Consider the following 26124-nt stretch of genomic DNA (forward strand, 5'->3'; position numbering starts at 1 on the left):
CCGGCGCGCTCGCGGCAAGTCGGCGGGCCACGACACGCCTCACATCCCGCACCGGCCCGCTGTCACCGGCCCGGCGCCGGCCGGCTCCGGCTCACCCCTCGCGCCCCGCTCCGCACGCCCGCTCCGCGCTCCGGTTCAGCGCGGCGAACGGCCCCTGCCCGGCTCCGTCGACCCGCGGTGCGTCCGTGTTGCCGCTCACTCCCCTCCGTGCAAAAGTGAGTACATGGACAGCCAGTGCAGCCCTTCGCGCCCCTGTGGGGTCAGGACGGTGAACCCATGAGCACCCCCGGTGGCTCCGAGCCCTCGCGCCCACGCATCAGGAAGGCGCACAGCGACCACACGGCATTCAGCTCACCGGTCACCGGCAGCGCGGGTGGCGGGACCGGTGCGGGCGGAGCCGCGGGGGCCGGCGCGGGCAGCGCCTCGGGGACGACCGGCGTCGCGGACCGGCCCGTCACCTCTCACGACGGCTCGCCCATCCACTTCTCCGATCCCGGCGGCGCCGGATACTGGTATGACGCGAACGCCGTGCTCCGCTATCGCGGTCCGGACGGCGCCGAGCACTTCCTGCGCAACGACCAGGAGTACCTGCCCCTGCACGAACTCACGGACGCCGACCGGCAGGCGGCAGCAGCGGCCGGCGTCCCCGCCGCGGCCCGGCAGTCTCTACCGCCCACCTTCTCCGTGGGCCGACCCGTCACCGGCGCGCAGGCCGCGGTGGGAACCGCGGGGGCGGCCTCGGCGGCGGAGGACCGCTCCACCTACTACGAGTACATCGCACACCACTCCGGCGAGAGCCCCGCGGTGCAGGCGCCTCTCGCCACGGGCCAGGCAGGGGCCTTCCCCGCCGCGGGCGCGGCCGGCGCAGGCGCGGCGGGCTTCCCACCGGGCGGTGCCGGCCAGAACCAGGCCGGGGAGGGCGGCTCCAGGAGGAAGGGGCTCATCTGGGGCTTCGTGGGGTTCGGCATCGTGCTGGTGCTGGCCGCCGTCATCAGCCTCGGCGTGCTGAATGGCCAGCGCGGCACCAAGCCCACGGAGATCGACCCCCCGGTGGCACAGGAGACCGAGGACTCCGACGGTTCCGCACAGCCGGACGAGCCGTCCGCGGAACCGTCCACTCCCCCACCCTCACCGGCGGAACAGCTCGAGTCCTACGCGGAGGAGGGCACCCGCACCGCGGAGGGCGAGCTCGCGGAGACCTGGGTCGTCCAGCTCAGCGCCAAGAAGCCCGGGCTCGAGGCCAACGGGAAGACCTGGTCCGAAGAGGACATCCTCGAGGAGTTCGAGGAGAACAAGCGGCGCTACCCGGACGCGGTCCTGCTCTGGAGCGGCGACTGGCAGAGCTTCAAGATGGGCGACTTCTGGATCACGGTCCTCGCGGAGCCCTATTCGGATCCCGAGGACGCCCTGGCCGAGTGCACGAATCTGGGCATCGACCGCGACAACTGCTACGCGAAGAAGCTCTCGAAGGTCTCCGGGCCGGAGAAGACCACCCGCCTCAACGACTGAGCACAGCCCACACACAAGTGACGTCTGCGTAGCGGCCGCTCTGCACGGCCGCTACGCAGCCGTCACTTCGTGGGGGGCGACCTCAGGGAGCCTGGGTTCGCGCGGGTTCGCGCCCCGGAGCCTCCATTCAGCTGAGGAGGTGCGTGGGGTCCTCCAGGGCGTTCGCCACGTCGCGGAGGAACTTCGAGATCGTCTCGCCGTCCACCACGCGGTGGTCCGCGGAGACGGTGACGGTCATGACCTCGCGCGGGACGATCTCGTCGTCCACCACCCACGGCTTCTTCACGACGCGCCCCACGGCGACGATCGCAGTCTCTCCGGGGTTGATGATCGGCGTTCCCCAGTCCACGCCGAACACGCCCACGTTCGTCACCGTGATGGTGCCGCCTGCCTGCGCCGCCGGAGTGGTGCGGCCGGAGCGGGCGGTCTCCACGAGTGCGTTCAGCTCCCGCGCCAGGCCCTCCAGGCCCAGCGTGTGCGCCTCCTTGATGTTGGGCACGATGAGCCCGCGCGGAGTGGCCGCGGCGATGCCGAGGTTCACGTAGTTCCGCACCGTGATCGTCTCGCCGTCCAGCCGCGCATTCATGTACGGGTGCCGTCGCGCGGCCCAGGCCACGGCCTTCGCGACGATGAGCAGCGGGGAGACCCGCACGTCCTCGCCCAGCCGCCTGCCGGACTTGAGCCTGCGAACCAGGTCCATCATGCCGGTGACGTCGACCTCGACGCCCTCGGTGACGTGCGGAGCGGTGAAGGCGGAGTTCACCATCGCGTTCGCCATCGCCTTCTGCACGCCCTTGAGCGGCACCTGCTCCTCGCGCTGCACCGCCTGCGCACCAGAACCCTCGCCGAGGCCGGCCCCGGCGGACTGCCCCGCTGCGGCGGGCACGCCGGCGGCCGCGGCCTGAGCGGATCCGGCCTGCGCGGATCCGGACTGCGCGGCAGCGGTCTGACCGGCGGCAGCCGTAAGCCCCGCGCCGCCGGACTCCGCGAACGCCCGCAGGTCCGCGCGGGTGACCTCCCCGCGCTCACCCGTGGCGGGCACCTGTGAGAGGTCCACGCCGAGGTCCTTGGCGAGCTTGCGCACGGGAGGCTTGGCGAGCGGACGGACACCGCCGCCCGTTCCGGACGAGGCGCTCGGCCGACTGCCGGAGGACTGCGGGGCGTCATGAGACTGCGCCGCGCCGTGAGACTGTGCAGCACCGGGGGACTGAGCCGCACCCGCGGCCTGCCCGCCCACGCCCGCGGGCTTCTTGCGCGGACGGCGCTTGGAGGAGCTCGCCACCGCACCGTAGCCCACGAGCGTGGCACCGGAGGCACCGTCCTCGGCCGCATCGGCGTCCGAGGACCCCGCACCGGAGCCGCTCGCCTCGGAGCCGCCGCTGGCAGGGCCTTCACCCGCCTCGGCCGCAGGCACGTCCGAGCCGCCGGCGGTGCCCTGGGTGTCCACGTCCGCGCCGAAGCGGACGAGCGGCCTGCCCACCTCGACCGTGTCGCCCTCAGCGGCGAACAGCTCCGCGATGACGCCGGCCTGGGGGCTGGGAAGTTCGACGAGGGACTTCGCGGTCTCGATCTCGACGAGGATCTGGTTGACGGTCACGGTGTCGCCCTCGGCGACCTTCCACGCGACGATGTCCGCTTCAGTGAGACCCTCCCCGGGATCGGGGAGGAGGAAGACGTCTGACATGGGGTCCTTTCAGCAGTCCAGGGCGCGGTCGACGGCGTCGAGGATGCGGTCGAGGTCCGGCAGATAGTGGCTCTCCAGCTTGGACGGCGGATACGGGGCGTGGAACCCGCCCACACGCAGCACCGGCGCCTCGAGGTGGAAGAAGCAGCGTTCCGTGATGCGGGCGGCGATCTCCGCGCCCAGCCCCAGGAACACCGGGGCCTCGTGGGCGACCACGAGCCTGCCCGTGCGCCTGACGGAGGCCTCGATGGTGTCGAAGTCGAGCGGGCTGATGCTGCGCAGGTCGATGACCTCGACGCTCGCGCCCTCCTCCGCCTTCGCCGCGGCGACGTCCAGCGCGGTGGGGACCAGCGGGCCGTAGGCCAGCAGGGTGAGGTCCGTGCCCGGGCGCACGATCTGCGCGGTCCCGCCGGCCGGGCCGCGCTGCGCGGTGTCGACCTCGCCCTTCATCCAGTAGCGGCGTTTGGGCTCGAAGAACATCACCGGGTCCGCGGACCGGATCGCCTCCTGGATCATCCAGTAGGCGTCGTGCGCGGTCGACGGCGTCATGAGCCGCAGGCCCGCGTGGTGGGCGAAGACGGCCTCGGGGCTCTCCGAATGGTGCTCCGGCGAGCCGATGCCGCCGCCGTAGGGGACCCGGATGACGAGTGGGATGTTCTCCTGGCCGTGCGTACGCGCGTTGAGCTTCGCCACCTGGGTGACGATCTGGTCGTAGGCGGGGAAGATGAAGGCGTCGAACTGGATCTCGATGACCGGACGGTACCCGCGGACGGCCATGCCCACCGAGGTGCCGACGATGCCGGACTCCGCGAGCGGGGCGTCGATGACGCGGCGTTCCCCGAAGTCCTTCTGCAGGCCCTCCGTCACACGGAAGACCCCTCCGAGCTTGCCGATGTCCTCACCGATGAGCACGACCTTCGGGTCGTCCTCCATCGCCTTGCGCAGACCCGCCGTGATGGCCTTGGCCAGCGGCATCTTCTCCACGGCGGTGCTCTGTTCAGCTGCTGTGACGGTCACGCGGCTCACGCCCTCCCGTCGGCATCGGCGAACGAGTCCAGGTAGGCGAGATACTCCTCGCGCTCGGCCTCGACGAGGGAGTGCGGCTCGCGGTAGACGTGCGCGAACAGCTGCTCCGCGTCCGGCGCCTCCATCTCCACGCAGGCGGTCCGGATGCGCGCGGCGAGCTGATCCGCCTCCGCGTCCACCGAGGCGAACTCCTGACTGCTCGCACCCTCCTTCATGAGGTGCAGGCGGAGGCGGGCGATCGGGTCCTTCGCGGCCCAGGCCTCGGTCTCCGCATCGCTGCGGTAGCGGGTGGGATCGTCCGCCGTGGTGTGGGCGCCCATGCGGTAGGTGAACGCCTCGATGAGCATGGGGCCGTTGCCGGAGCGGATCGAGTCCGCACTCGCACGGGCCACCGCGTAGGAGGCGAGGACGTCGTTGCCGTCCACCCGGATGCCCGGCACGCCGAACCCGCGGCCGCGGGTGAACAACGGGGCCGGCGTCTGGACGCTGGTGGGCTCGGAGATGGCCCACTGGTTGTTCTGGCAGTAGAAGAGCACGGGTGCGTTGAAGGCCCCGGCGAAGGTGAGTCCCTCGGACACGTCGCCCTGAGAGGAGGCGCCGTCACCGAAGCAGGCGACCGCGATCGAGTCGCGCTCGAGGTCTCCCGTGCCCACGTCGCCGTCCATCTGGATGCCCATGCCGTAGCCGGTCGCGTGCAGCACCTGGGAGCCGATCACGATGGTGTAGGTGTGGAAGCGCTTCTCCTGCGGATCCCAGCCGCCGTGCGTCTGGCCGCGGTACATCCCCAGCAACTGGACGGGGTCGATCCCGCGCGTCCAGGCCACACCGTGCTCGCGGTAGGTGGGGAAGACGAAGTCCTGCGGCCGCAGCGCACGGCCCAGCCCGATCTGTGCGGCCTCCTGGCCCTTGAGCGGCGCCCAGAGACCCAGCTGGCCCTGACGCTGCAGGGCATTGCCCTCCGTGTCGATGCGGCGGACGAGCACCATGTCACGGTAGAAGCCGAAGAGGTCCTCCGTGCTGAGCTCCGCGGCGAAGGCGTCGTACTCTCCGGAGCTGACTCGCTCCCCTTCCGGGGTGAGCATCTGGATCATGCGCGGATCTACCTGCCTCTTCGCAGCCGATCCCGCAGTAAGGTCGGATGTCATCGTGTTCTCCTCATCAGCGCGTACGCGTCCGGGTGCGGACACGAACCGTCGGATGGCGGGATCCCCACGGATCTGCGGTGACCCCTCGTGATGTGTTTCACATTGTGGTCACACAATACCCTCACGTCCGGACCGTGCCAAACTGCCCGCCCCCATCGGCCCCGTGGACCTGCGCCGGGGGCTGCCACGATCCCGCCGCGAGGGCCCGCCTTCTCGTCTGCCGCCGACGCTAGGCCCCTCACACAGGCACCTGGAGGGTCCGCACAGACGAGCGCGGACACGGGTTGGGCTCAGCACAATAGCTCCGACGTCATAGTTTCACGTCCGAGTATTCGCAGGTGAGAGGGCATCCGGGGCGCCGGCGAGCCCCGCCGGGAGCACAGGCGAACGCACGCCGAGGCCGCAGAAAGGCCGTGTGCGCACACGTGCCGATCCTGCGGGAGGGCACCCGGTCACACACACCCCGAGGCCGCAGCGGCGTGCGCTGCGGCCTCGGCGGGAGGGCGCCCGGTCCGCTCGCACTCGAGCGGAGGACGCGCTCGGACCAGGCCCTCCGCCGCCGACGGGCCCGCCCTCAGTCGAGCGGCGTGACGGCCGCCTGGAGGGAGACCTTGTGGGGGTCCACCATGATCTCCACGAGCAGGGGGAGCCCGGCCTCGGCGGCGGTCTTCCCGGCGGCGAGCGCGGCAGTCGCCTCCCGCACCCGTTCCGCGGCGGCCTGCAGCTCCTCACGGCCGGTCACCTTCACGGACTGCGCGCCCAGGCCCTGTGCGACCGCGGCGAAGGACGACCAGGGGATGAACGAGGTCTCCGCCCTGGAGCCCACCCCCTTGAGCTTGTAGTACTCCGCGCCGTAGCACTCGTCGTTGAGGACGACGGCGATGAGCGGCAGACCGTGGCGGACGGCGGTGTTGACCTCGATGAGGCCCTGCATGGCACCGCCGTCGCCGGCCCACACCAGGGTGGGCACGTCCGCCCGCGCCGCCGCCGCGCCGATCCCCGTGGCCAGTCCCAGACCGATCGCACCGAAGTAGCCGGCGTAGGCCCAGCGGCTGGGATCCACCGTGGTGTGCGGCCAGACGGACTTGCTGAAGCGGCCCACGTCGGAGACCTGCTGCGCACGCACGCCCACGGCCCCGGACAGGGTGAGCGCGGCCTCGCGCATGTCCACGAAGCCGTCGCCGGTGTGCGGACGGAAGAGGTCCTTGGCCTCGCGGCCGGGGCGGGCGAGCAGCGCGTTCAGCGCTGCGGACGGGCCGTCCTTCTCCATCTCCGCCTCCCGGACCATGTCCAGGAGGGCCTGCGCCGTGGCCCGCGCATCGCCCACCACGCCCAGGCCGATGGGACCGTACTTGCCCAGCGCATCCGGATCGATGTCGTTCTGGATGACGTGCTTGCCCTTCAGCAGCTCGTAGTCGTCCGTCTGCCAGTTGTTAAGCGAGGCGCCGAAGGACATGACGACGTCCGCACTGCCCATGTGCTCGTAGGCCGCCGGGGTGGAGAGGTTGCCGTGGATGCCGAGGTTGTCCGGCTCCCCCAGGAACAGGTCCTTCGCCGCGAGCGAGGTGAGAACGGGAGCGCCGATGGCACGGGCGAGGGCGAGGATCGCCTCACGCGCACCCGCCCGCACCGCCCCCAGACCGGCGAGCAGGAACGGGCGCCGGGCACCCAGCAGTGCGCCCAGGGCATCGTCGAGCACCTCGGGGTCCGGAGCGATCGCCTGGCGGGGCAGGCCGGCGCGCACCGGCTCACGGTCCTCGGTCTCCTGCCCGATGAGGGGGAAGGGGATGTCGAGCAGCACCGGCTGATGGGTGGACGTCGTGTGGACGAACGCCTTGGCCATCGTCTCCACGAGGCCGTCCGCGGTCAGCACGCGCTCGTAGCGGGCGCCGGCCAGCCGCGCGAAGCCCTCCGTGTCCGCGTACTGGAAGTGCTCGTTGCTCGCGGGCGTCTCACCGGAGAGGAGGACGAGCGGCGTCTTGGCGCGCACCGCCTCCGTGAGCGCGGTGAGGGTGTTGGTGAGCGCGGGCCCGAAGGTCACCGTCGCCACGCCGGGTCTTCCCGTCATGCGCGCCCAGCCGTCCGCCATGGACACGCTTCCGCCCTCCAGCGCCGCGGCGACGTAGTTGCCCTCGTGACGCTCGATGAATGCGCCGAGGTAGGCGAGGTTGGCGTCCCCCATGAGGCCGAACACCGGGTCACCCCCGCGCTCCCTCGCCAGGAACGAGGCGACGACTTCATATACCTTCATGTGGGCTCCTCCGGTTCGCACGTCGATGTGTGAGGCGGCCGCGCCGCCGCGTCCAGTATTCCGAGAGGCGCGCATGTTTGTCGAACGTCCGTCAAGTATCCGGGGGCGCGCATGCATGCGGAGAGGATGAGCACCGCCGGCGCAGGTCCTCCTGCGCCGCACGGGCCGCCTCGTGCTGCGGGCGCTCCCAGACCGGCTCTCACCGGCGCCGGCCCTCGAAGTCGCGCGTGCTCTCGAGTTCACCGGAGAAGAACCCCGCATTGCGCTCCTGCCATCCGCGCAGCGCGGGCTCCCCGCCGGCCTCCAGGTCCTCGAGCGTGGCGGCATAGAGCTCCCCGCCGTGGGCGTGGAGAGGTGCGGCCATCCGGGCGTCGATCTCCGCCTGACTCCGGCCGGCCTCCTCCATCCGCTCCCGCTGCATGGTCTCGTCGAGGTCCACTCTCACCGTCGTCCACTCCGCCCGGTCCGGGTTCGCGGCACCGTCGAGGAGGGGCACGAGATCCTGCCGGTGCTCCACGGAGAGCGCGTCCACCTCCGCCGGCAGATCGAAGTCGCCCACCGGTGAGCCCACCGTGAGCAGGGCGCTCACGTCGTACTCCTCACGGAACTCCTGGTCCTCCAGCAGGGACGCGGCGATGATCCCTCCCTGCGAATAGCCCACCATCATCACCTGCTCGCCCCGGGGCACCCCCGCACGGCGCATCGCCTCCCGCACTGTGGTGTGCTGGGAGGACCGCCTGCCCGAGGCCGCCTCCAGATTGGAGGTCATGTCCGAGGTCGCGTGCCCGGGCCGCAGCGCCCCCGAGGTCGTGGCGGGCACGTACACGATCCAGCGTGAGGCTCCGCCGCCGGCGCGGATCTGCTCCACGCGCACCTGCCCGTTGTCCAGGCCGCGGGAGCGCGCCCACTGCCGCTGCCACAGAGCTGCGACGCCGGCGGGTGCGGAGGCATGATGCGGGGTCGCGGCCGCATCCTCGGCCAGCTCGCGGACGTCGACGGGGGCCGGTGTGTGCCAGGGCCGCAGAGGCTGGTCGCCGAAGAGGCCCCACCGGCTCAGCCCCACGAGCAACAGGCCGGTGAGCGTCTGCGAGTCCTGCGGCAGGAGCTCCGTGTGCACCGGCAGGTGGGAGGCACCCGGCGGATGCCCGAGCAGGCCCGCGACGAAGCCGGGCAGCGCGTGCTCGACGGCCGCCTCCACCGCTGCGGGATTGTCACCGGCCCAGCGCGCGGCCTGCGTCTGTGCCGTGTCCGCCGCCTCTGCCGCCCAGCCGGTCACCGTCTCCACGCCGTGCTCCGCCAGCGCCTCGGTGTCGATGCCGAAGGCGGCGTCGATCGCGTCGACGAGGCCCACGTCCCGTGCTCCGCTCCAGGCCGCACTCCCCGCCTCCCGGCCCAGGGCGAACGCACCCGCGGTGCCGGCGACGAGGAGGACGCCCGCCGGGCTGAGGAGCAGGGCGCGAGTCGCCTGGCCCAGGACGGTGGCGGCCGCTCCGACCGCCATCTCGAAGGTCCGGGTGACGACGGTCTCCGCGGCTTCGTAGGCGTCCGCGCTGGTGCGCACCCCGGCGGCGAGCGCGCGGAGGCCGAGGTCCGCGCCCGCCGCCGAGACGTGGAACCGGGCGCAGGCCGCCTCCGCGCGCAGGCCCGTCACCGGCGCGAGTCCGAGGGCGAGCGCGGCGGGATCCAGCGCCGCCCGCACGAGATCCCCGAGCACCGATTCGAGCAGTTCCGCGGCATCGTCGATCTCGCCCGCAGCCGAGCGGAGCGACTCGAGCTGCGCACGCGTGCCCCCGGCGCCGCCCGTCACCCAGGTGCTCTGGACGGGAGCGGTCATGGTGTGCTTCCCGCGGTGCGCAGAAGATCCGGAGGCGGGCTCTCCTCCGCGACGAGCGCGAGGGCCTCTGCGAGTTCGGCTCGCAGGCGCCGTGTGAGCTCGCGGCCGCCCTCGCTGCGGCTCACCCGGAGGAGCGGCACCTCCTGCCCCCGCAGCACCCAGGCCGAGAGGAGGAGCACGGCCTGTGCCAGCCCTCCGGCCGAGGTGCCGGCGGCACATGCGCCCGCAGCGGGGAGCCCCGCTGCGGCGGGAGCGGGCGCATCGGGTGAGACGGGAACGGCAGGGGCAGAATCCGCGTCTGGAGCCGGGGCGGCGTCCGGGACGGAGGCCGCGCATGAAGGCGGGCGGAGCCCGCTCAGCAGCCGGGGGAGCTCCGAGGCCTCGCAGAATCGGAGGAGGAGCGTGCTGCGCACCGCGTCCCCTCCGTACGGCGCCCACCCCGCGAGGATGACGCCCAGCGGCTGCACCCGGCCGGGTACGGCCGCGACCGCGGTCTCCGCGACGACCACACCGGTGCGCTCCGCGGCGGGACCGCCCGCCTCGAGCAGGTGGACGGAGGTCACGAGCGCTCCGGCACCCGCCTCCGCGGCGACGTCCAGGAGAAGCCGGACATGACGGCGCTCCCCCGGCGCGGGATCCGCCTGCGCCGTCCGCTCCTCGGCAGGCCCCCGGCGCTCAGGTTCCGAGAGCTCAGGTTCCGAGAGCTCAGGTTCCGAGAGCTCAGGGCCTCGCCGCCCGTGTTCGTGCGGCTCAGGTTCGCGCCGTGCAGGAGCCCCGCCCGCAGGTGAGGCCGCAGGAGTCGGGCCGGCCCCCGCCGCGGGAAGGAGCATCTGCGGCCACGCGGCCTGCTCCGCCGGCGGCAGCTCAGCGGCATGCACGAGAACCCACGAGTCCGGCAGGTCCGCCCTCACGGCGCCGCGCTCCTCGTACGTTCCCCGCTCCTCCGTGCCGCCCCCTGGCATGCCCGGTGGACGCGTCTGGCCGCCCCGCAGCCCCCGGCTGCCCGAGCAGTCATGAGAGGTCCAGCGGCGCAGGCGGTCGGGACGGACCCGGCACGCCGGGCAGGTCCGGAGGTTCCGGCACGGAGAGCAGGTCCGGGAAGGACGACAGGTCCGGAAGCTCGGGCAGGGAGGCGGCGAGGTCCCGGAGGGCGTCCGCATGAGCACGGAGCGCCGCCTCCGCGTCCTGCGCGAGGGCGATGAGCTCCGTGAGCTCCCCGATCCTCCGGTCACAGGCGCCCCGGAAGGCCTCCCCCGCCCGTGACGACCATTCGGGAGCGGCCGCCTGTGCGCACCGCCGCGCCACCTGCTCCAGCCGTGAACGCCCCTCGGACCACGCTCCGGCCTGAGCGTCCACGCCCTCCGCCGCTCTCAGGGCCAGACCCGCCATCGCCATGCGCACTCACCTCGCTTCCCCGGTTCCTCGCACTCGGTCCTTCCGATCCTGCCGACGTGCCGCCGCCGCGCAAGGGCCCCGCGCAGTCTGTGGATGGAGAGGTCGCCGTCCCCAGAAGCGCGGACGCACCTCGGACCGGTCTCGGCGGTCCTCTGTGCCCTCGAGTGCGCACCCGCTCGAAGGCGTCCCGCTCCTTGCCGTCGCCCGGCCCCGCCGCCGCCTCACATGAGAGAATCAGGACCATGACGAACCGCGTGCACCTCGCCCAGCTGGAACCCGCCCTCGCCCTCAGCCCGCTCGACGGCCGCTACCGGGCGGACGCCTCACCGCTCATCGACCACCTCTCCGAGGCCGCGCTCAACCGCGACCGCATCCACGTCGAGGTCGAGTGGTTCATCCACCTCGCGGAGACCGGCGCCATCCGCGGCACCCGCGACCTCCTCGAGGACGAGAAGACGCAGCTGCGCGAGTGGGCGGAGTCCTTCGACGCGGAGACCATCGACCAGCTCGCCGCGTTCGAGGCCGTCACGGTGCACGACGTCAAGGCCGTGGAGTACTCCATCAAGGAGCAGCTGGAGCAGATCGGCGCGGGAGACCTCTCCGAGCTCGTCCACTTCGCCTGCACGTCCGAGGACATCAACAACCTCTCGTACGCACTCGGGATCAAGGGTGCGGTGGAGCAGGTGTGGCTGCCGGCGGCCCGCTCCCTCGTCGACACCCTCGCGGACATGGCCGAGGACCTCGCGCAGGTGCCCATGCTCTCCCACACGCACGGCCAGCCGGCCACGCCGTCCACCATGGGCAAGGAGATCGCGGTGTCCGTGCACCGGCTGCGCCGCCAGCTGGCCCGCATCGAGGCGACCGAGTACCTGGGCAAGATCAACGGCGCCACCGGCACCTACGCCGCGCACACCGTCGCCGCGCCCGGCGTGGACTGGCCGCAGATCGCCCGCGACTTCGTGGAGCGCCTGGGGCTGACCTTCAACCCGGTGACCACGCAGATCGAATCGCACGACTGGCAGGCGGAGCTCTACGCGGACGTGGCGCGGTTCAACCGCATCAGCCACAACGTCGCCACCGACTTCTGGACGTACATCTCCATGGAGTACTTCATCCAGATCCCCGTGGAGGGCGCCACCGGCTCCTCGACCATGCCGCACAAGGTCAACCCCATCCGGTTCGAGAACGCGGAGGCCAACTTCGAGCTCTCCTGCGCGCTGCTCGACTCGCTGGGCTCCACGCTCGTGACCTCGCGCATGCAGCGCGACCTCACGGACTCCACCTCGCAGCGCAACATCGGCGTGGCACTGGGGCACTCCCTGCTGGCGACGAACAACCTGGTCAAGGGGCTCACCCGCCTCAACTGCAACGAGGAGAAGCTCGCCGCGGACCTCGACCGCAACTGGGAGGTCCTGGCCGAAGCGATCCAGTCCGTCATGCGCGCGGCCTTCCTGCGCGGTGTCGAGGGCATGGACAACCCCTACGAGAAGCTCAAGGAGCTCACCCGCGGTCACCGGGTGGACGGTCCCGCGCTGCGCGAGTTCGTCGCGGGCCTCGGCCTGCCGGACGAGGACGCACAGCGCCTCGCAGAGCTCACCCCCGCCGCGTACACGGGCGTGGCCGAGGAGATCACCCTCGCCGAGGTCGCGGCCTGGCGCGAGACCCGCTGATCTCCGCGCGCCTCACCACGGAGCGCGCGCCTCACTGCGCCACACCGCCTGGCAAGACACCGCTTACGCACGTGGCCGCCCACATATATGTGGGCGGCCACGTGCATGAACGATCCCATGGGAATCCACACACCGCGAACCCACTCCGCCACACACTCATACGTGGGCGGCGGAGAGCACGAGCGGGCGGCGGCCGCCGCGGGAACCCCGCCCACGCGAGACCCGCTGACCTCAGCGCACCTCACCACGGAGCGCGTGCTCCAGCACACCTCACTGCTGAGTGCGTGCGCGCCCGCGCCTCAGCTCACGGCGATGTACTCGAGCACAGGGCGGCCGGCACTGCCGTAGCGCGGCTGGCGGTCCAGCAGTCCCACGTCCGCCATCGCCTCGAGGTAGCGCCGCGCCGTCACACGTGAAACGCCTATCTGATCCGCGGCCTCCGCGGCGGAGAGCCCCGTGTCCGTGAGGAGAGCGATGATCTGGTCCTGGACCACCTCGGGCACGCCCTTGGCCCGCTGCGGCCCGGACCCGGCCCTCATCCCCGCCACCGCGGCGTCGATCTGCGACTGGGTGACTGCCTCCGCCGCCGGGCCGCACTGTCCGTCCACCTGCCGCCGATAGGCGGCGAACGCCTCCAGCTTGGACCGGAACACCGGGAAGGTGAACGGCTTGAGGATGTAGTGCACCACGCCCAGGGAGAGCGCGTCCTGCACCACCTGCATGTCCCGCGCCGCGGTCACCGCGATGACGTCCACACCGATCTGGTGGGCGCGCAGCGTGCGCAGGAGCTGGATGCCGTGGCCGTCAGGGAGATTCATGTCGAGGAGGACCAGGTCGATCTCCTTGGCGTCCACCCCCACGATCCGGCCGGTGAGCGCGGCGAGCGCGTGCTGCGCGTTCTTGGCGAAGCCGATGAGGCGGAAGCCGTCCATCCGCTCGATGTAGTTGGCGTGCGCTCGCGCTGCGATGGTCTCGTCCTCCACGACGAGCACACCGAAGCTCCCGGCGTCCCCGGTTCCTCCATGTGTGGCTGCGACCATACCCGCACCGTAATGCGCGTTTGCCCGATTCCGCCATTCCTCCCGGTCAGAAAGACTGTTCCGGACCCGGACGATCGGCCTCCCGCGGGCCGCCGGGCCCCGCAGCCTCAGACCCCACACCGGCCGACCCCGAGGCCTCCGCCGCACCCGCCGGTCCCGCGGCCTCGGCCTCCGCGGCCTCCGGCTCCGCCTCCTGCGGCGGCGAGGCTCCGGGAACCCACACCGTGAACATCGCTCCCCGCAGCGGCGCCGGGAGGTCCGCGGCCTCGGCGTCCTCCATGAGCTCCTCCCCGGAGCCCTGCACGTCGATCGCCCCGTGCATGCGGCGGACGGCCTGCACGACGATGGACAGGCCCACCCCGCGGGGCGAGGTGGAGACCTCCCTGCCCTCCGCGGTGCTCGCCGCGACGCCGTCGTGCTTGGTCGACCAGCCGCGGTCGAACACCCTCTCGAGCGCGTCCTCGGCGATGCCCGGGCCGTCGTCGCTCACCTCGATGACGAGGCCGGAGGAGCCCCTGCCGGCGAAGCGCACCCGCACCCGCTTGCGTTCCGCGGGCACCGCGTCGGCGCTCACGGCGTCGAAGGCGTTGTCGACGAGGTTGCCCACCACCGTCACGAGATCCCTGTCGTCGGCCGTGATCGGGCCGGTGAGATCGTCCGTGTCCAGGTCCAGTTCGATCCCGGACTCACCGGCCTGCGCGAGCTTGGTGAGCAGCAGCGCGGACAGGACGGGGTGGTCGAAGCCGTCCAGCAGGTTGTCCGCTGGCCGCTCCGCCTGCGCGACCTCCCGGGTGGCGAAGCTGACGGCCTCCTCGAACTGCCCGGTCTCCATGAGGGAGACGATCATGTGCAGGCGGTTGGCGTACTCGTGCGTCTGCGCGCGCAGGGAATCGGAGAACGAGCGCACGGAGACGAGCTCGCCGATCAGCCCCTGGAGCTCGGTGTGGTCGCGCATCGTGGTCACCCAGGTCCCCGAGTCCGCGGAGGTGGGCTGCTGGTTGACGACGAGCACGCGCCGGGTGGTGTAGTGGATCTCGTCACGGGCGTAGCGGCCCTCGGAGAGCAGCTGCTCCAGGGAGACGTCGAGGTCGAGGTCCTCGAGTGCCACCGCCTCCGCGCCGGTGCGCGGCGGCAGGCCCAGCAGCTCCGCCGCCTCGTGGTTGTGGAACACGATCCCGCGCCCCCGGTCCACGAGCACGAGGCCCTCCGAGACGGCGCGGAGGACGGAGGAGTAGTACTCCAGGACCGAGCCGATCTCCTGGGTGCCGTAGTCGCCGGTGGCCCGTCGCAGTCCGCGGGACGTCACCCAGTTCGCCAGCACACCCAGGACGATGGTGAGCACGCCGAAGCCCACGATCGCCGCCAGCTGCGGCGCGAACTCGGACCGCACCGTCACCGGCGACATCCCGACCGCCACGGTGCCCAGGAACTCGCCCTCCTCCGAGGTGATGGGCGCGGTGGCGACGAGCAGGTCCACCGGCTCGTCGAGGAAGCGCACCGCCGCCTCCGTGCCGGAGAGCCGCTCCGGGCCGAGCCGGGCGAGCGCCGCGGTGAGCGCGGTGGCGCTCGCCTCGGAGGAGACGGAGGTCACGGGTGTCTCCTCCGCGCCGGCGGGTCGCCCCGAGGTCCCGCCGAGGCCGCGTCCGCGTTCCAGATAGGAGGCCGGCACCACGGCGACGGCGTCGAAGCCGTAGGCCTGCCGCTGGAAGTCGACGCGCTCGGCGACGGCGGCGTTCTCGTTGCTGCCGTGGACGAAGGCGGGCAGCGGCTCCGCGGGCCCGGCGGCGGACGCGGCATGGGCACTCTCCGCGAGCGCCGGGGCGATGACGTACCGGGCGAGGGTGGGCCCGCTCGCCACGCTCCGCGCGGAGTCCGCGAGGCGCTCCTCCGTGTGCTTGTCGTTGATCCCGCTCAGCACCAGGTAGAGGGCCGTGCACAGCAGCAGGACGATGCCCACGAGCATGATCGAGTTGGCGGCGACGATGCGCGAGGCCGCGCTCGAGGACGGCCAGCGCAGCAGCAGCCGCCGCAGACCGGTGGTCTCACGCGCCCGCGGCGGCGCTCCGGGAACGCGCCGCCGGCGCGTGGGTGTGGCACTCATCGCGATTCATTGTGCCCCACCGGCGCCGTCGCGAGGACGCGAGCGCTCGGATCAGTGCCGCGCCCGGCCCCGGAGGCGGCCGAGGCACAGGAGCAGGAGCCCGAGGACCGCCCAGCCGCTCAGCACGAGGAGCGGGAACGAGGCGTCCGCCCCGGGGAAGTAGGAGGCGTCGCGGAGCAGGCTGTTGCCCGCACCCGGCGGAAGCCACTGACCGAGGGCACCCCAGGGTGCAGGCAGGAACTCCGGCGGGAACTGGGTGCCGGCGAGCGGATTGCCGATGAGCATGAAGAGCACCGGGCCGACCGCGAAGCCGGGCCGTCCCAGCAGCGCCGCGAACCCCACGATCGCGGCGCCCATGGCCAGGAGCGCGAGTCCGAACGCACCGGCGACCGCCCAGTACTCGCCGCCGAGGAAGCCCAGCCAGCCCTGCATGATCCCTGCGAGCGCCGCCCCGCCGGCCGCCGCGTACACCAGCAGCGCGAGGACCCGGCGCCAGGCGCCGGTGACCGCCAGGGCGATGCCCACGCCGCCGATCATGCCGCCGAACACCAGCGGGAGCCCGGCGGAGGCGAGGCCTGCTCCGCGCTCATCGGTGCTGACGAGGGGCACCACGTCCGTGAGGGGGACCGTGACCTCGGGCGCCTCCGGAGCCCCGGCGGCCTGCGCGGCCGCGGCCGCCTGCTGCTGCGCCATTCCCTGCAGCTGACCGTGGAGCTGCGCCATGATCCCCGAGGTCGCCGCGCCGGCCGCCGAGGCCGTGAGCACCTCCGGCTCCTCACCGAGGACGATGCCGCCGTAGGCCGCGCGGGACTCGATCGCCTCCACGGCCGCATTCCTGTCGGGGACCTCGATGAGCTCGAGCACACCGTCCGCCTGCTCGTCGAGGGCCGCCTCCACCGGTGCCAGCGCCTCCGCCGGACCCGTGATCGCGACGGGCACGTCCTCGGGCTCCACGACGGAGGAGGGCCAGGTGAAGGCGAGCGCCACGAGACAGACGACGGCGGCGAGCAGCACTCCCAGCAGGCCGGCACGAGCCCAGTGCGTGCGCGGAGGGGCCGCGGGCACGGCGGCGGATGCGGTTTCGGACATGGCCCTCGTTCTCCTTCACGTCTGAGGCAGCGGGATCCATCGGGGGCACGCGGTCCGCGCGCTCCGCCTAAGAAAAACGAATCCTCGTTCTTTATAGTAGCCGCGGAATGCACCCGCGCACACCCCGGGGGGAGAATGAGGCCATGCCGAAAGTGAGCGATGCACACCGCGAGTCCCGTCGGGACCAGATCCTCGACGCCGCTGCGGCCTGCTTCCTGCGCAACGGGGTGCAGGCGACGACGGTCGCGGAGATCATCCGGGAGTCCGGGCTGTCCGCCGGCGCGATCTACGGCTACTTCCCCGGCAAGCAGGCACTCGCTCTGGCGGTGATGCGCCGCGAGGCGGGCGGACGGGCCGCGGAGCTCGAGGCCGAGGCCCGCGAGAACGCGCTCTCCCCCGGCCAGATCATCGCCTCCATCTCCGCCGCGTTCCTGCGGCGGCGCCCCGCGCCCGCCCTCATCGTGCAGATGTGGGGCGAGGCCGCGAGCAACCCGGACTTCGAGCAGATAGCCGCGGCCGCCTTCGAGGAGATCGGCACGATGCTGGAGCGGCACCTCTCCCGCTGGGCCCGCGAGTCACGGGGCATGGACGAGGCCGCGGCCGGGGAATGGTCGGGGCTCATGCTCCCCGTGGTGCTGTCCCTCCTGCAGGGCCTCATCCTCCAGCTGACCCTGCGGCCCGGGTTCGACCTCGACCGCTACATCGCCGGGGTCGATGAGCTGTTCCGCCGCACGGGCTGAGGCCGCCCGCCGGGGCGACGCGGATGCACGCACCGCCGCAGCCCCTCACCGGATCGCTCACCGGCCCCCACCGGGCCGCTCGCGCCGCCTCCGCCCCACGGGGCCCTGCAGCTCAGTGCCTGCAGAGCCCGCAGGAACCCGCAGCTCAGAGCCCGACGGACTCGTAGAGCGCATTCACCTCGTCGATGACGTCCTCGACCGGGCGGTCGCTCTCGTAGAGCTCCTCGATGTGCGCGCGGAACTCCGGAGCGAGGGCCTCCCAGCGCGCACGCCACTCCTCCGCCCGCTCGATCCAGTAGCCCACGCACTTGTAGGCCTCGCCCGGGAGCTTCCGCTCATGGCGCAGGTGCTTGCGCACCTCGCGGATGACCCGCGTCTCCGAGGCGAGCCAGACATAGGTGTCCTCACCGGGCGCGAGCCGCCGGAGCACGGAGAGCAGCTGACTGGGAGTGCGCCCGTTGCCGGTGCCCTCGACCCACACGTAGTCGATGTGGACCCCGGCCGGGACCTCGGCCGTGAGGCGGTTGCCCGGCTCCCGGATCTCCGCGACGACGGTGGTGGCGATCCTGCCGGCCGTGAGCTCCGCGATGCGCAGAGCGGCGGGGAGACCCGGCTCGTCCGCGGCGAGGATCTGCTTCGCGATCCCGGGCGGGGCCTCATAGAGGGGGCAGGGCGGATTCACGGCCACCACCTGCCCGGGAGACGCCTGCAGGGCCCAGGCGGCGGCGACTCCGCCGGCGTGGACGACGAAGTCGATGTCGATCTCGCCCGGCCGATGGGCGCGGACGGTGTAGGTGCGCATGGGGGCGGGCTCCACCCCCTCGGGGAAGTCCCAGCCGCGCTCCGCGATGCGGGGCATGCGCGGCTCCGCCTCCGAACCCTCGGCGAAGAACACACGGACGTACTCGTCCCCGACCCCCGTCGTCGGGTAGTCGGCGAGATCCTCTCCCCCGAAGCGCACCCGGATCATGCCGGGGCCCAGGCGCCGCGCGCCGAGCACCTCGGCACGATGGATGCGCGGAACGTAGCCTGCGGGCAGACCTGCGTACTTCGTGGACATCGCTCCCCTTCGGACCCGACACATCGCCGCCAAATGCTCAGTAGAGCCTAACCTTACCTCCCGAGCCCGGAGGCGGGAACTCCCCTCCCGCGGAGAGTGGATATATACCCCCGTGGGGTATATGCTCTCCGTACGGGCACTCCACCCGCACGGCCCGAACAGAGCACGGCCCCGAACAGAAGGAGAACGCGATGACGACCACTCAGCTGACGGTGCACGGGATGACCTGCGGCCACTGCGTGAGCTCCGTGAAGGAGGAGATCGGCGAGGTTCCCGGCGTCACGGACGTCGAGGTGGAGCTGGTGGCGGGAGGGGACTCCCCCGTCACGGTGACCTCGGAGGGCCCGCTCTCCGACGACGCGCTCAGGGAGGCCGTCGCCGAGGCCGGCTACTCCCTCGCCTGACCGCACCGGGCACTGGCCGCGGGGACCGCACCGGGCACTGACCCAGAGGAGCGCACCGGGCACCGGCCCAGGGAGCGCACCGGGCCCGGCCCCGGAGGACGCGCCGGGCCCTGCACGGCATGAGCCCGGTCCCCTGCAGGGGACCGGGCTCAGCAGCCGCAGAGGACCGGCCCCGGAGGACGCGCCGCACTCGCGGGACCGGGCCCGGCTGGCGCGCGTTCTCACCGGAGGACGGGGCCGTCGATGCTCTCGGCGCTCTCCTTGCGGGAGACCACCCAGTTCATGAGCATCGCGACGCCGGAGAACGCCACGAACGCGATCACGGCGTACAGCAGCGGGAACCCCAGGCTCATGACGGCGGCCAGGCCCTCCTCCGCGAAGCGGCGGCCCGCCGTCATGATCGTGCTGACCACGAAGACGATGAGCGCGACCCAGCCGCCGATCTTCAGCGCGTCCGTGTACGGCACGCTCTTCCTGCCGGCGTGAGGGTCCTGCGAGGGCGCCTGCTGCGCCGAAGAATGCTGCGAAACCATGGTGGCCCCAGTCTACGCGCTGCCGCCGGTCGCAGCACCCTCCCGCGTCCGTCCCCGTGGCACACTGGGAGCATGAGGACGATGAGGGTGCCTTTCGCGGCGTGGGTGGCCCTGGCCGGCCTCGCGGCCGTCGCGCTGCTCCTCGCACTCGTGCCGCTCCCCGGACCGGACCGCGGCCGACGCATCGAGGCCGCGGTGACCCCGTCCTCGCCTGTCACGAGCCCGGAGGCCTCGTCGCAGCCGCAGGCGGGCCTCTTCACGCTCAACCGGATCCGGGAGCACCTCCTCGACCAGCCCCCGGGTGAGGAGGTGCGCGTGGACGCGCGCACCTCGGAGGTCCTCCTCTACTGCAGCGAATGCATCCGCCTGTCCACCTCGCTCGAGATCTCCGGGGAGCCCTTCCAGATCGCTCTCATCTCCGAACCGGGCTCCGATTCCGTCATCTCCGCCGCCGTCGTGGGCCGGAGGTCCGGAGAACCGGTGCTGAGGCTGATAGTTTCTGGTCATGAGCTCTCGCTGACCCCCGGGCGCGGCGGCACCCTCGTCGCACAGGAGTCCCAGTACGGTCCCGCGGACCAGGCCTGCTGCCCGTCCGGATGGTCCGTTCAGGTCTACCGCTACCGCAACGGCCGCTTCGAGGCCGGTCAGCAGATCTCGCAGGCAGGGACGGGCTGAACGGCAGGAGCTGAGCGGCAGGACGGGGACGGCACAGGGCTTCCCGCACGGCAGGATCCCGAACGCAGGGCGCAGGCCCTGGGACAGGGCGGCAGAGAGGAACGGACATGCACATCGTCCTGGTCGAGGACGACGAGGTCATCCGCGAGACCACCCAGCTGAGCCTGGAGCGGTTCGGATACACGGTGACCGCGTTCGAGGACGGACGGGAGGGCTACGAGTTCGTCGCCCTCCACGGCGCGGACGCCGTCCTGCTGGACCTCATGCTGCCCACCATGAACGGCGCCTCCATCACGCGCGCCATCCGGGAGCGCTCGACGGTTCCCATCATCATCGTCTCCGCGCGCTCGGAGCCCATCGACATCGTCCAGGCCCTGGAGGCCGGTGCGGACGACTACCTCACCAAGCCCTTCGACATGCAGGTGCTCAATGCGCGCATCCGCGCAGTGGTCCGCCGCTTCATCACCGCCGGCACCGGCAGGCTCGGGTTCTCGCCGTCCGCGCTCGACGTCCGCCGGGAGGACCCCTCGGAGACGCTGATCGGTCCCGGCGGCCGGATCACCTCCGCCGCCGGGATCCCCGAGGTGCTGGGCCCCACCCCCGGCTTCTCCGGAGCGGGAACGGGGGCGGAGGCACCCGCCGCGGCCGGAGCGGGAGGAGACGCGGCAGCCGCGCACGGCGCCGGGGAGCCGCACGGGGCCTCGGGCAGCCCCGCGGGCACGGTGGCCGGCGGGCACGGCACGGACGGGCACGCCCCCTCCGGGGGCACACGCGGACACACCGACGCCGCCGGACCGGACGAGCCGGCGGGCCGCCGCATGCAGCTGGGCAGCCTCGTCATCGACACCGGCCGGCTCACCGTGGAGATCGACGGCACGGAGGTCCACCTCACCCCCACGGAGCTGCGCATCCTCATGCTCCTCACGGAGGAGCCCGGCCACGTGTACTCGCGGGAGAAGATGGCCTACACCGTCTGGGGCTACGAATGGGCCGGCGACTCCCGCGTGGTGGACGTGCACATCCAGCGGCTGCGGAAGAAGATCGGCGCGCACATGATCGAGACAGTGCGCGGATTCGGCTACCGGTTCGCGGGCTGAGCCCGCGGCGACGAGGAGCACATGTCTCTCAGATGGAAGATCGTCCTGCTCATCATCACCTCGGTGGTGATCGCGGCGCTGTCCTGCGGAGTGGTCGTGCGGCAGTCCGCCGCCGTCATGGAGACGAACCGCCAGCGTGAGAACGTCACCGCGCAGCTGCGCGACGCGATAGCGATCTACGCGGACACGGGGGTGCTGACGCTCAACACGAACATCGACGACGAGGAGCTTCCGGAGGACGCGCACAGCGCGGCGCTCGACGGGCAGTCCGTCACGACGATGAGCACGATCGGCGACGAGGACTTCCTGTGGGCAGCGGCCCCCATCGAGGTGGGCACGCACTCCGCCGTCATCTCCGTGCGACAGTCCACCCGGGAGTCCGAGGAGCTGCTGGCCGGCATCGACCGGGCCGTGCTGCTGGGCATGCTGGGTTCCGCGCTGGTGGTCGGCGGGATCGGCACCGTGGCCGCGGGGCAGATCTCCCGCCGCCTCACACTGGGGGCGCAGTCCGCGCGGAGGATCGCGGACGGGGACACGAGCGTGCGGGTGTCCGAGGTGATCGACTACGGCGAGGACGAGGTGGCGGACTTCGCCCGGGCCGTGGACTCCGCCGTGGCCCGTCTCACGGAGCGCATCGACTCCGAGCAGCGCTTCACGGCGGACCTCGCCCATGAGATGCGCACGCCGCTCACCGGCCTCGTCAACGCCGCCAACCTCCTCGAGGAGGACTCCCGGCCCGCCGAACTGGTGAAGGAGCGCGTGGCGCGCCTGCAGGTGCTGGTGGAGGATCTGCTCGAAGTCTCCCGGCTGGACGCGGGTCGCGCGCAGCCCCAGCTCTCCCCCATGCCCGTCGACGCCTCGCTGCGTTCGCTGCTCACCACCCTGGACGCCTCGGGGGCGCTGTCCGGCCACACCGTGGAGCTGGACCTGCAGGCCGGAGACGCGCGCGTGGTGACGGACCAGCGCAGGTTCGAACGGATCATCACGAACCTCCTGGTCAACGCGGTCAAGCACGGCGGGCCGCCCATCCGGCTGCACTCCACGCCCGAGGCCGTGGTCGTCTCCGACTCCGGCCCCGGCTATCCGCCGGACATCGTCGCGACCGGCCCCACCCGGTTCGTCTCCGCCGGGGGCGGCGGCATGGGCCTGGGGCTCGTGATCGCGCAGGGGCAGGCCCGGCTGCTGGGCATGGTCATCGAGTTCGCCAACGGCGAGGACGGCGGAGCGCGGACCACCATCCGCTTCCCCCAGGAGGAGCGGGAGCGGGCCGAGGAGGAATGAGGCGGCACCCGCCGGGCTACAGCTTCACGTCCAGCTGCTCCGCGAGCACCGCGACGCGGAGGTAGCCCAGGTGCGAGTACGCCTGCGGGTGGTTGCCCAGATGCTGCTCCGCGTGCGGGTCGTACTCCTCGGACAGCAGGCCGGTGGGACCGCGCAGGGAGTCCAGCTGCCGGAAGAGCGCACGCGCCTCCTCCGCCCGCCCGGTGAGCAGGAACGCCTCGATGAGCCAGGTGGTGCAGATGTGGAAGCCGCCCTCGAGGCCCGGGAGCCCGTCGTCGTAGCGGTAGCGGAAGACCGTGGGCCCCTCGCGCAGCTCGCGCTCGACGGCGTCCACCGTCGCGAGGAACCGCGGGTCGTCGGGGGCGAGCAGTCCCGACAGCCCCACGAAGAGGCAGGCGGCGTCCAGGTCGTCGTCGCCGTAGGCCACCGTGAAGGAGCCGGCCGTGTCGCTCCAGCCACGGGACAGCACCTGCTCCGCGATCTCCTCGCGCAGGCTCCGCCAGGGCCCGGTGGGCGTGCGGTCGAACCGCTCCGCCACTGCCAGCGCACGGTCCAGGGTCACCCAGCACATCACCTTCGTGTAGACGTTGTGCTTGGGCGCGCGGCGGGCCTCCCAGATCCCGTGGTCCGGTTCGTCCCAGCGGGCGGAGACCGCGTCGGCCATCGCCACGAGCAGCTCCCACTCGTCCTCGGCGAGGGCACCGCGCGCGGCCGCCGTGTCGTGGAGGAGCTCCGCCACCGGACCGAACACGTCCAGCTGCACCTGGTGCTCCGCGGCGTTGCCCACCCGCACGGGGCGGGAGCCCGCGTAGCCGGGAAGGTGCTCCAGGACGGCCTCGCTGGTGAGCGCGGAGCCGTCCACGGCGTAGAGGGGGTGGAGGAACTCCGGGCCGGGGGCCTCGGCGAGGATTCCGCGCAGCCACTGCACGAACCCCTCGGCCTCGCCGGTGGAGCCCAGCTCCAGCAGGGCGCGCACCGTCATGGAGCCGTCCCGCAGCCAGCAGTAGCGGTAGTCCCAGTTGCGGACGCCGCCCACGCCCTCGGGCAGGGAGGTGGTGGGCGCGGCGAGCACTCCGCCCGTGGGGGCGTGGCACAGCGCGCGGAGGGTGAGCGCGGAGCGCACCACGCCGTCGCGCACGTGCGCGGGCAGGTGCAGCGAGTGCACCCAGTTCTCCCAGAAGCCCTCGGCAAGGGCGCGGATCTGCGTCTCCTCCCCCAGCACCGCGGCCGAGGCCGCCTCCGGATCGGAGCCGCAGGCGAACACCAGCACCGCCTTGCCGCCGGGCAGATCGCGCGGCACGACGGTGGCGACGGCGGTGTGCGAGCCGTCCTCCTCCTCGAGGGCGAACCGGACCCCGGGCGCATAGAGGGTCATGGGCTCGCTGGTGCCGAGCACACGCACGGAGGCGCCGTCCACCTCGAGCGCGGTGGGCACCGCCCCGTAGTCCAGGCGCGGCGCGAAGCGGATCCGTGCAGGCGCGTCGCCGGTGAGGACGCGCATGAGGACGGTCTCCTGGGAGTCCTCCGGGACCGGAGCCAGGTAGTCCGCGGCCTCCAGGCCGGCCCAGCGGGTGACGACCGTCATGGTGTCGCCGCGGTACCGCTGGTCGAGGGGACGCGGGGCGGGACCGGTGCCGGATCCGGTGCCGCGGGCGCCCGGACCCTCCGGCGCCACGGCGAAGTAGCCCGCAGCCGGGGAACCCAGGATCTCCGAGAACACACTCGCGGAGTGGGGCAGGGGGTGCGGCATCCAGCAGATCCGGCCGGCCGGGTCCACGAGCGCGGTGGAGTGGCCGTTGCCCAGCATGCTGTGCCGCTCGATCCGCTCGGAGGTGCGTCCGTACATCCAGGACCGGCGCAGCTCGAACACCGTGGCGAGCACCAGCCCCACGGCCTCGGGGTCCGGGACGAGGAAGCTCGCGGCGGACTCCGCACCGGGCTCCGCGCACACACGCAGGCCGAGGTCCCGGTCGCCGGTCTCACGCGACTCCGCGCCCGTGCGCAGAGAGGCGAGCGCGGCCTCGTCGGACACGTCGTCACCGATGTAGAGGACCGCGCCGGCCCCCAGCCGCTTCCGCAGCGCCACGAGCGCATCGGCCTTGGAGCCGGGGATGACGGTGAGGTCGAAGACGTCGCGACCGGCCACTGGCTCGATGCCCAGGCGGTCCGCGGTCGCGTGGACCCATGCGGTGATCTGCGCGCGCTCGTCCTCGGTGCGGCCGCGCAGGTGGACGGCCGCTCCGAGCGGCTTGAGCTCGATGAAGACGGACGGCAGGCGGCGACGGAGCTCCAGGAGGGCCTCCCGCAGATCCGTGAGCCGCAGCTCCTCCGTCTCCCCGATGTCGTCGAAGTCGTCGATGCCGAACTCCCCGCCGTGGGAGCCCACCAGGTGGACCTCGCGCGGGAGGCGGGACATCGCGGCGAGGTCTCGCAGGGACCGGCCGGAGATGACGGCGGAGTGGGTGGCCGGCAGGCCCGCGAGCGCGCGCATCGTCTCGACGTTGAGTTCGAGCGGGTAGGCGCGCGTGGGCCTGTCGACGAGCGGGGCGATGGTGCCGTCGTAATCCGTGGCGATGAGCAGGGAGTCCGTGCGGACGAGTTCGACGAGCCTGCCGAAGAGCGCATCCCCCAGCCGGCGCGAGGCCTCCGCGAGATCGACGAGCAGACCGCCGCCGAGGCCCGGGCGGCCCACGCCGCCGCTCGGAGCCCTGTGGACGGCGGCCGCCGCGGGGCCAGGACCTCCGGGCATGGTGTGCACGGGCGCGAGGCTTCCGGGGGCGGTGCCGGCAGCATGCGTGCGTGCGCTCATACCGAGGCCTCCTCCTCTGCCGCCCGCTGCCGGGCGAGTGATCTGCGTGAATAGCCGCCCACCAGGAAGAACACCCCCACGATGAGCGCGGCGGCGCCGGTGAAGCCGAACACGGACAGCGCCCCCATCGAGGAGGCGGCGAGCACGATCACGCCCAGCGCCAGGTGGACGGCGCCGGAGATGGCGAAGTCGGAGCGCATGCGCATGCCGCGCTGCTGACGCCAGATCCAGAGCTCGAGGAGCCCGTGGAGGACCGCCCACACCGCCACCGCGGCGCGGAGCTGGGCCGAGCTCTCCGCGAGGAACAGGAAGGCCAGCGCCGGGACGACCACCACGGCCTCGCCCAGGAGCGGGGTGCGCAGGTCCGTGTGCGTGCGCAGGCCGTGGACGAGGACGAGGACACCCGCGGCCGCCAGATAGGCGATGAGCAGGTTGTCCACGGTGGCGACGGGGATGCCCAGGTTCGCGGGAGACCCCAGCTGCTCACGCGGCCAGAAGACCATCGCGAGCCCGAAGACCACACCCAGCAGGCCGCGGATGCTCATCCACGCGCCCAGGGTGCGCAGGTCGCCGAGGCCGGGAGCCGGCTGCCCCTCCGCAGGGCGAGCCGGATGATCCGAGGCGCCTCCTGCCGCGGGGGCTCCCGCCGGGGCGGCGGCCGCGGGCTGCGAGGAGGGAGAGGTGGGGGTCGTGGGAACGGACTCGGCGCCAGCGTGGTCGGTGCCTGCGGCGGAGTCGTGCGGTTCTGCGGTGCCAGTGCTCATCGGGAGCAGTCTAGCGA

Annotated in this window: 21 protein-coding genes; 7 read left to right on the forward strand and 14 right to left on the reverse strand. The window is 72.5% G+C overall.

Going from position 1 to position 26124, the window contains the following annotated elements:
- Positions 1-276: 276 nt before the first annotated feature.
- Positions 277-1509, forward strand: coding sequence for a hypothetical protein (locus Q0A33_RS00885; RefSeq protein WP_291791763.1), 1233 nt, complete (start codon positions 277-279; stop codon positions 1507-1509).
- A gap of 127 nt (positions 1510-1636) precedes the next feature.
- Here the strand turns inward: Q0A33_RS00885 and Q0A33_RS00890 are convergent, their stop codons facing one another.
- The 7 genes from Q0A33_RS00890 to Q0A33_RS00920 form a co-directional block, all read right to left on the reverse strand.
- Entirely contained in the window at positions 1637-3193 is a 1557-nt protein-coding gene (locus Q0A33_RS00890; RefSeq protein WP_291791766.1) for a dihydrolipoamide acetyltransferase family protein, read from the reverse strand.
- A 9-nt stretch (positions 3194-3202) separates the two neighbouring features.
- Positions 3203-4168: an alpha-ketoacid dehydrogenase subunit beta gene (locus tag Q0A33_RS00895; protein ID WP_291791820.1), complete on the reverse strand. Its 966-nt coding sequence runs from the start codon at positions 4166-4168 to the stop codon at positions 3203-3205.
- 47 nt (positions 4169-4215) lie between these two features.
- Entirely contained in the window at positions 4216-5364 is a 1149-nt protein-coding gene (pdhA, locus tag Q0A33_RS00900) for a pyruvate dehydrogenase (acetyl-transferring) E1 component subunit alpha (RefSeq protein ID WP_291791769.1), read from the reverse strand.
- Between the two features lie 574 nt (positions 5365-5938).
- Positions 5939-7615 carry a thiamine pyrophosphate-binding protein gene (locus Q0A33_RS00905; RefSeq protein ID WP_291791772.1) on the reverse strand — a complete coding sequence of 559 codons (1677 nt, stop codon included), beginning with the start codon at positions 7613-7615 and terminating at the stop codon, positions 5939-5941.
- Positions 7616-7814: 199 nt separating this feature from the next.
- Positions 7815-9449: a hypothetical protein gene (locus tag Q0A33_RS00910; protein ID WP_291791775.1), complete on the reverse strand. Its 1635-nt coding sequence runs from the start codon at positions 9447-9449 to the stop codon at positions 7815-7817.
- Positions 9446-10360 (reverse strand): hypothetical protein, encoded by a 915-nt coding sequence (locus Q0A33_RS00915; protein ID WP_291791778.1) that lies wholly within the window; start codon positions 10358-10360, stop codon positions 9446-9448. The genes Q0A33_RS00910 and Q0A33_RS00915 overlap by 4 nt, the downstream gene beginning before the upstream one ends.
- Before the next feature lie 100 nt (positions 10361-10460).
- The gene (locus Q0A33_RS00920; RefSeq protein ID WP_291791780.1) at positions 10461-10844 is read right to left on the reverse strand and encodes a hypothetical protein; all 384 of its coding nucleotides are present in this window, start codon (positions 10842-10844) and stop codon (positions 10461-10463) included.
- A 242-nt stretch (positions 10845-11086) separates the two neighbouring features.
- Here Q0A33_RS00920 and purB point away from each other — a divergent pair, with 242 nt between their 5' ends.
- On the forward strand, positions 11087-12514 hold the full coding sequence (gene purB, locus Q0A33_RS00925; protein WP_291791783.1) for an adenylosuccinate lyase: 1428 nt from the start codon (positions 11087-11089) through the stop codon (positions 12512-12514).
- Between the two features lie 299 nt (positions 12515-12813).
- Here purB and Q0A33_RS00930 read toward each other — a convergent pair whose 3' ends face one another.
- Genes Q0A33_RS00930 through Q0A33_RS00940 form a run of 3 tightly spaced genes read right to left on the reverse strand, consistent with a single transcriptional unit; the run spans position 12814 to position 16744 of the window.
- Positions 12814-13554: a response regulator gene (locus Q0A33_RS00930; protein ID WP_291791785.1), complete on the reverse strand. Its 741-nt coding sequence runs from the start codon at positions 13552-13554 to the stop codon at positions 12814-12816.
- A gap of 46 nt (positions 13555-13600) precedes the next feature.
- Positions 13601-15655 carry an ATP-binding protein gene (locus Q0A33_RS00935; protein ID WP_291791789.1) on the reverse strand — a complete coding sequence of 685 codons (2055 nt, stop codon included), beginning with the start codon at positions 15653-15655 and terminating at the stop codon, positions 13601-13603.
- A gap of 51 nt (positions 15656-15706) precedes the next feature.
- A complete protein-coding gene (locus Q0A33_RS00940; protein WP_291791792.1) occupies positions 15707-16744 on the reverse strand; it encodes an ABC transporter permease in 1038 nt (345 codons plus the stop codon).
- Between the two features lie 152 nt (positions 16745-16896).
- Here Q0A33_RS00940 and Q0A33_RS00945 point away from each other — a divergent pair, with 152 nt between their 5' ends.
- Positions 16897-17484, forward strand: a complete 588-nt coding sequence (locus Q0A33_RS00945; protein ID WP_291791795.1) for a TetR/AcrR family transcriptional regulator — start codon at positions 16897-16899, stop codon at positions 17482-17484.
- Positions 17485-17629: 145 nt separating this feature from the next.
- Here the strand turns inward: Q0A33_RS00945 and Q0A33_RS00950 are convergent, their stop codons facing one another.
- Entirely contained in the window at positions 17630-18544 is a 915-nt protein-coding gene (locus tag Q0A33_RS00950; protein WP_291791799.1) for a siderophore-interacting protein, read from the reverse strand.
- 191 nt (positions 18545-18735) lie between these two features.
- On the opposite strand from Q0A33_RS00950, the gene Q0A33_RS00955 reads away from it, so the two are divergent.
- The gene (locus tag Q0A33_RS00955) at positions 18736-18948 is read left to right on the forward strand and encodes a heavy-metal-associated domain-containing protein (protein ID WP_291791802.1); all 213 of its coding nucleotides are present in this window, start codon (positions 18736-18738) and stop codon (positions 18946-18948) included.
- 221 nt (positions 18949-19169) lie between these two features.
- On the opposite strand, the gene Q0A33_RS00960 is transcribed toward Q0A33_RS00955, so the two are convergent.
- Positions 19170-19481: a hypothetical protein gene (locus Q0A33_RS00960; RefSeq protein ID WP_291791805.1), complete on the reverse strand. Its 312-nt coding sequence runs from the start codon at positions 19479-19481 to the stop codon at positions 19170-19172.
- A gap of 81 nt (positions 19482-19562) precedes the next feature.
- Between Q0A33_RS00960 and Q0A33_RS00965 the strand changes: the two genes are divergently transcribed.
- The 3 genes from Q0A33_RS00965 (at position 19563) to Q0A33_RS00975 (ending at position 22534) form a co-directional block, all read left to right on the forward strand.
- The gene (locus Q0A33_RS00965) at positions 19563-20156 is read left to right on the forward strand and encodes a hypothetical protein (protein ID WP_291791807.1); all 594 of its coding nucleotides are present in this window, start codon (positions 19563-19565) and stop codon (positions 20154-20156) included.
- A gap of 107 nt (positions 20157-20263) precedes the next feature.
- Positions 20264-21253 carry a response regulator transcription factor gene (locus tag Q0A33_RS00970; protein ID WP_291791810.1) on the forward strand — a complete coding sequence of 330 codons (990 nt, stop codon included), beginning with the start codon at positions 20264-20266 and terminating at the stop codon, positions 21251-21253.
- Positions 21254-21274: 21 nt separating this feature from the next.
- Complete coding sequence (locus tag Q0A33_RS00975) at positions 21275-22534, forward strand: HAMP domain-containing sensor histidine kinase (protein ID WP_291791812.1); 1260 nt, start codon at positions 21275-21277, stop codon at positions 22532-22534.
- A gap of 16 nt (positions 22535-22550) precedes the next feature.
- Here the strand turns inward: Q0A33_RS00975 and otsB are convergent, their stop codons facing one another.
- The gene (gene otsB / locus Q0A33_RS00980) at positions 22551-25343 is read right to left on the reverse strand and encodes a trehalose-phosphatase (protein WP_291791815.1); all 2793 of its coding nucleotides are present in this window, start codon (positions 25341-25343) and stop codon (positions 22551-22553) included.
- Positions 25340-26107, reverse strand: coding sequence for a hypothetical protein (locus tag Q0A33_RS00985; RefSeq protein ID WP_291791817.1), 768 nt, complete (start codon positions 26105-26107; stop codon positions 25340-25342). Before Q0A33_RS00985 ends, otsB begins: the two co-directional genes overlap by 4 nt.
- Between the last annotated feature and the right edge of the window lie 17 nt (positions 26108-26124).

The organism is Brevibacterium sp. (assembly GCF_022712115.1).
In the GTDB taxonomy this organism is placed as follows: Bacteria; Actinomycetota; Actinomycetes; order Actinomycetales; family Brevibacteriaceae; genus Brevibacterium; species Brevibacterium salitolerans.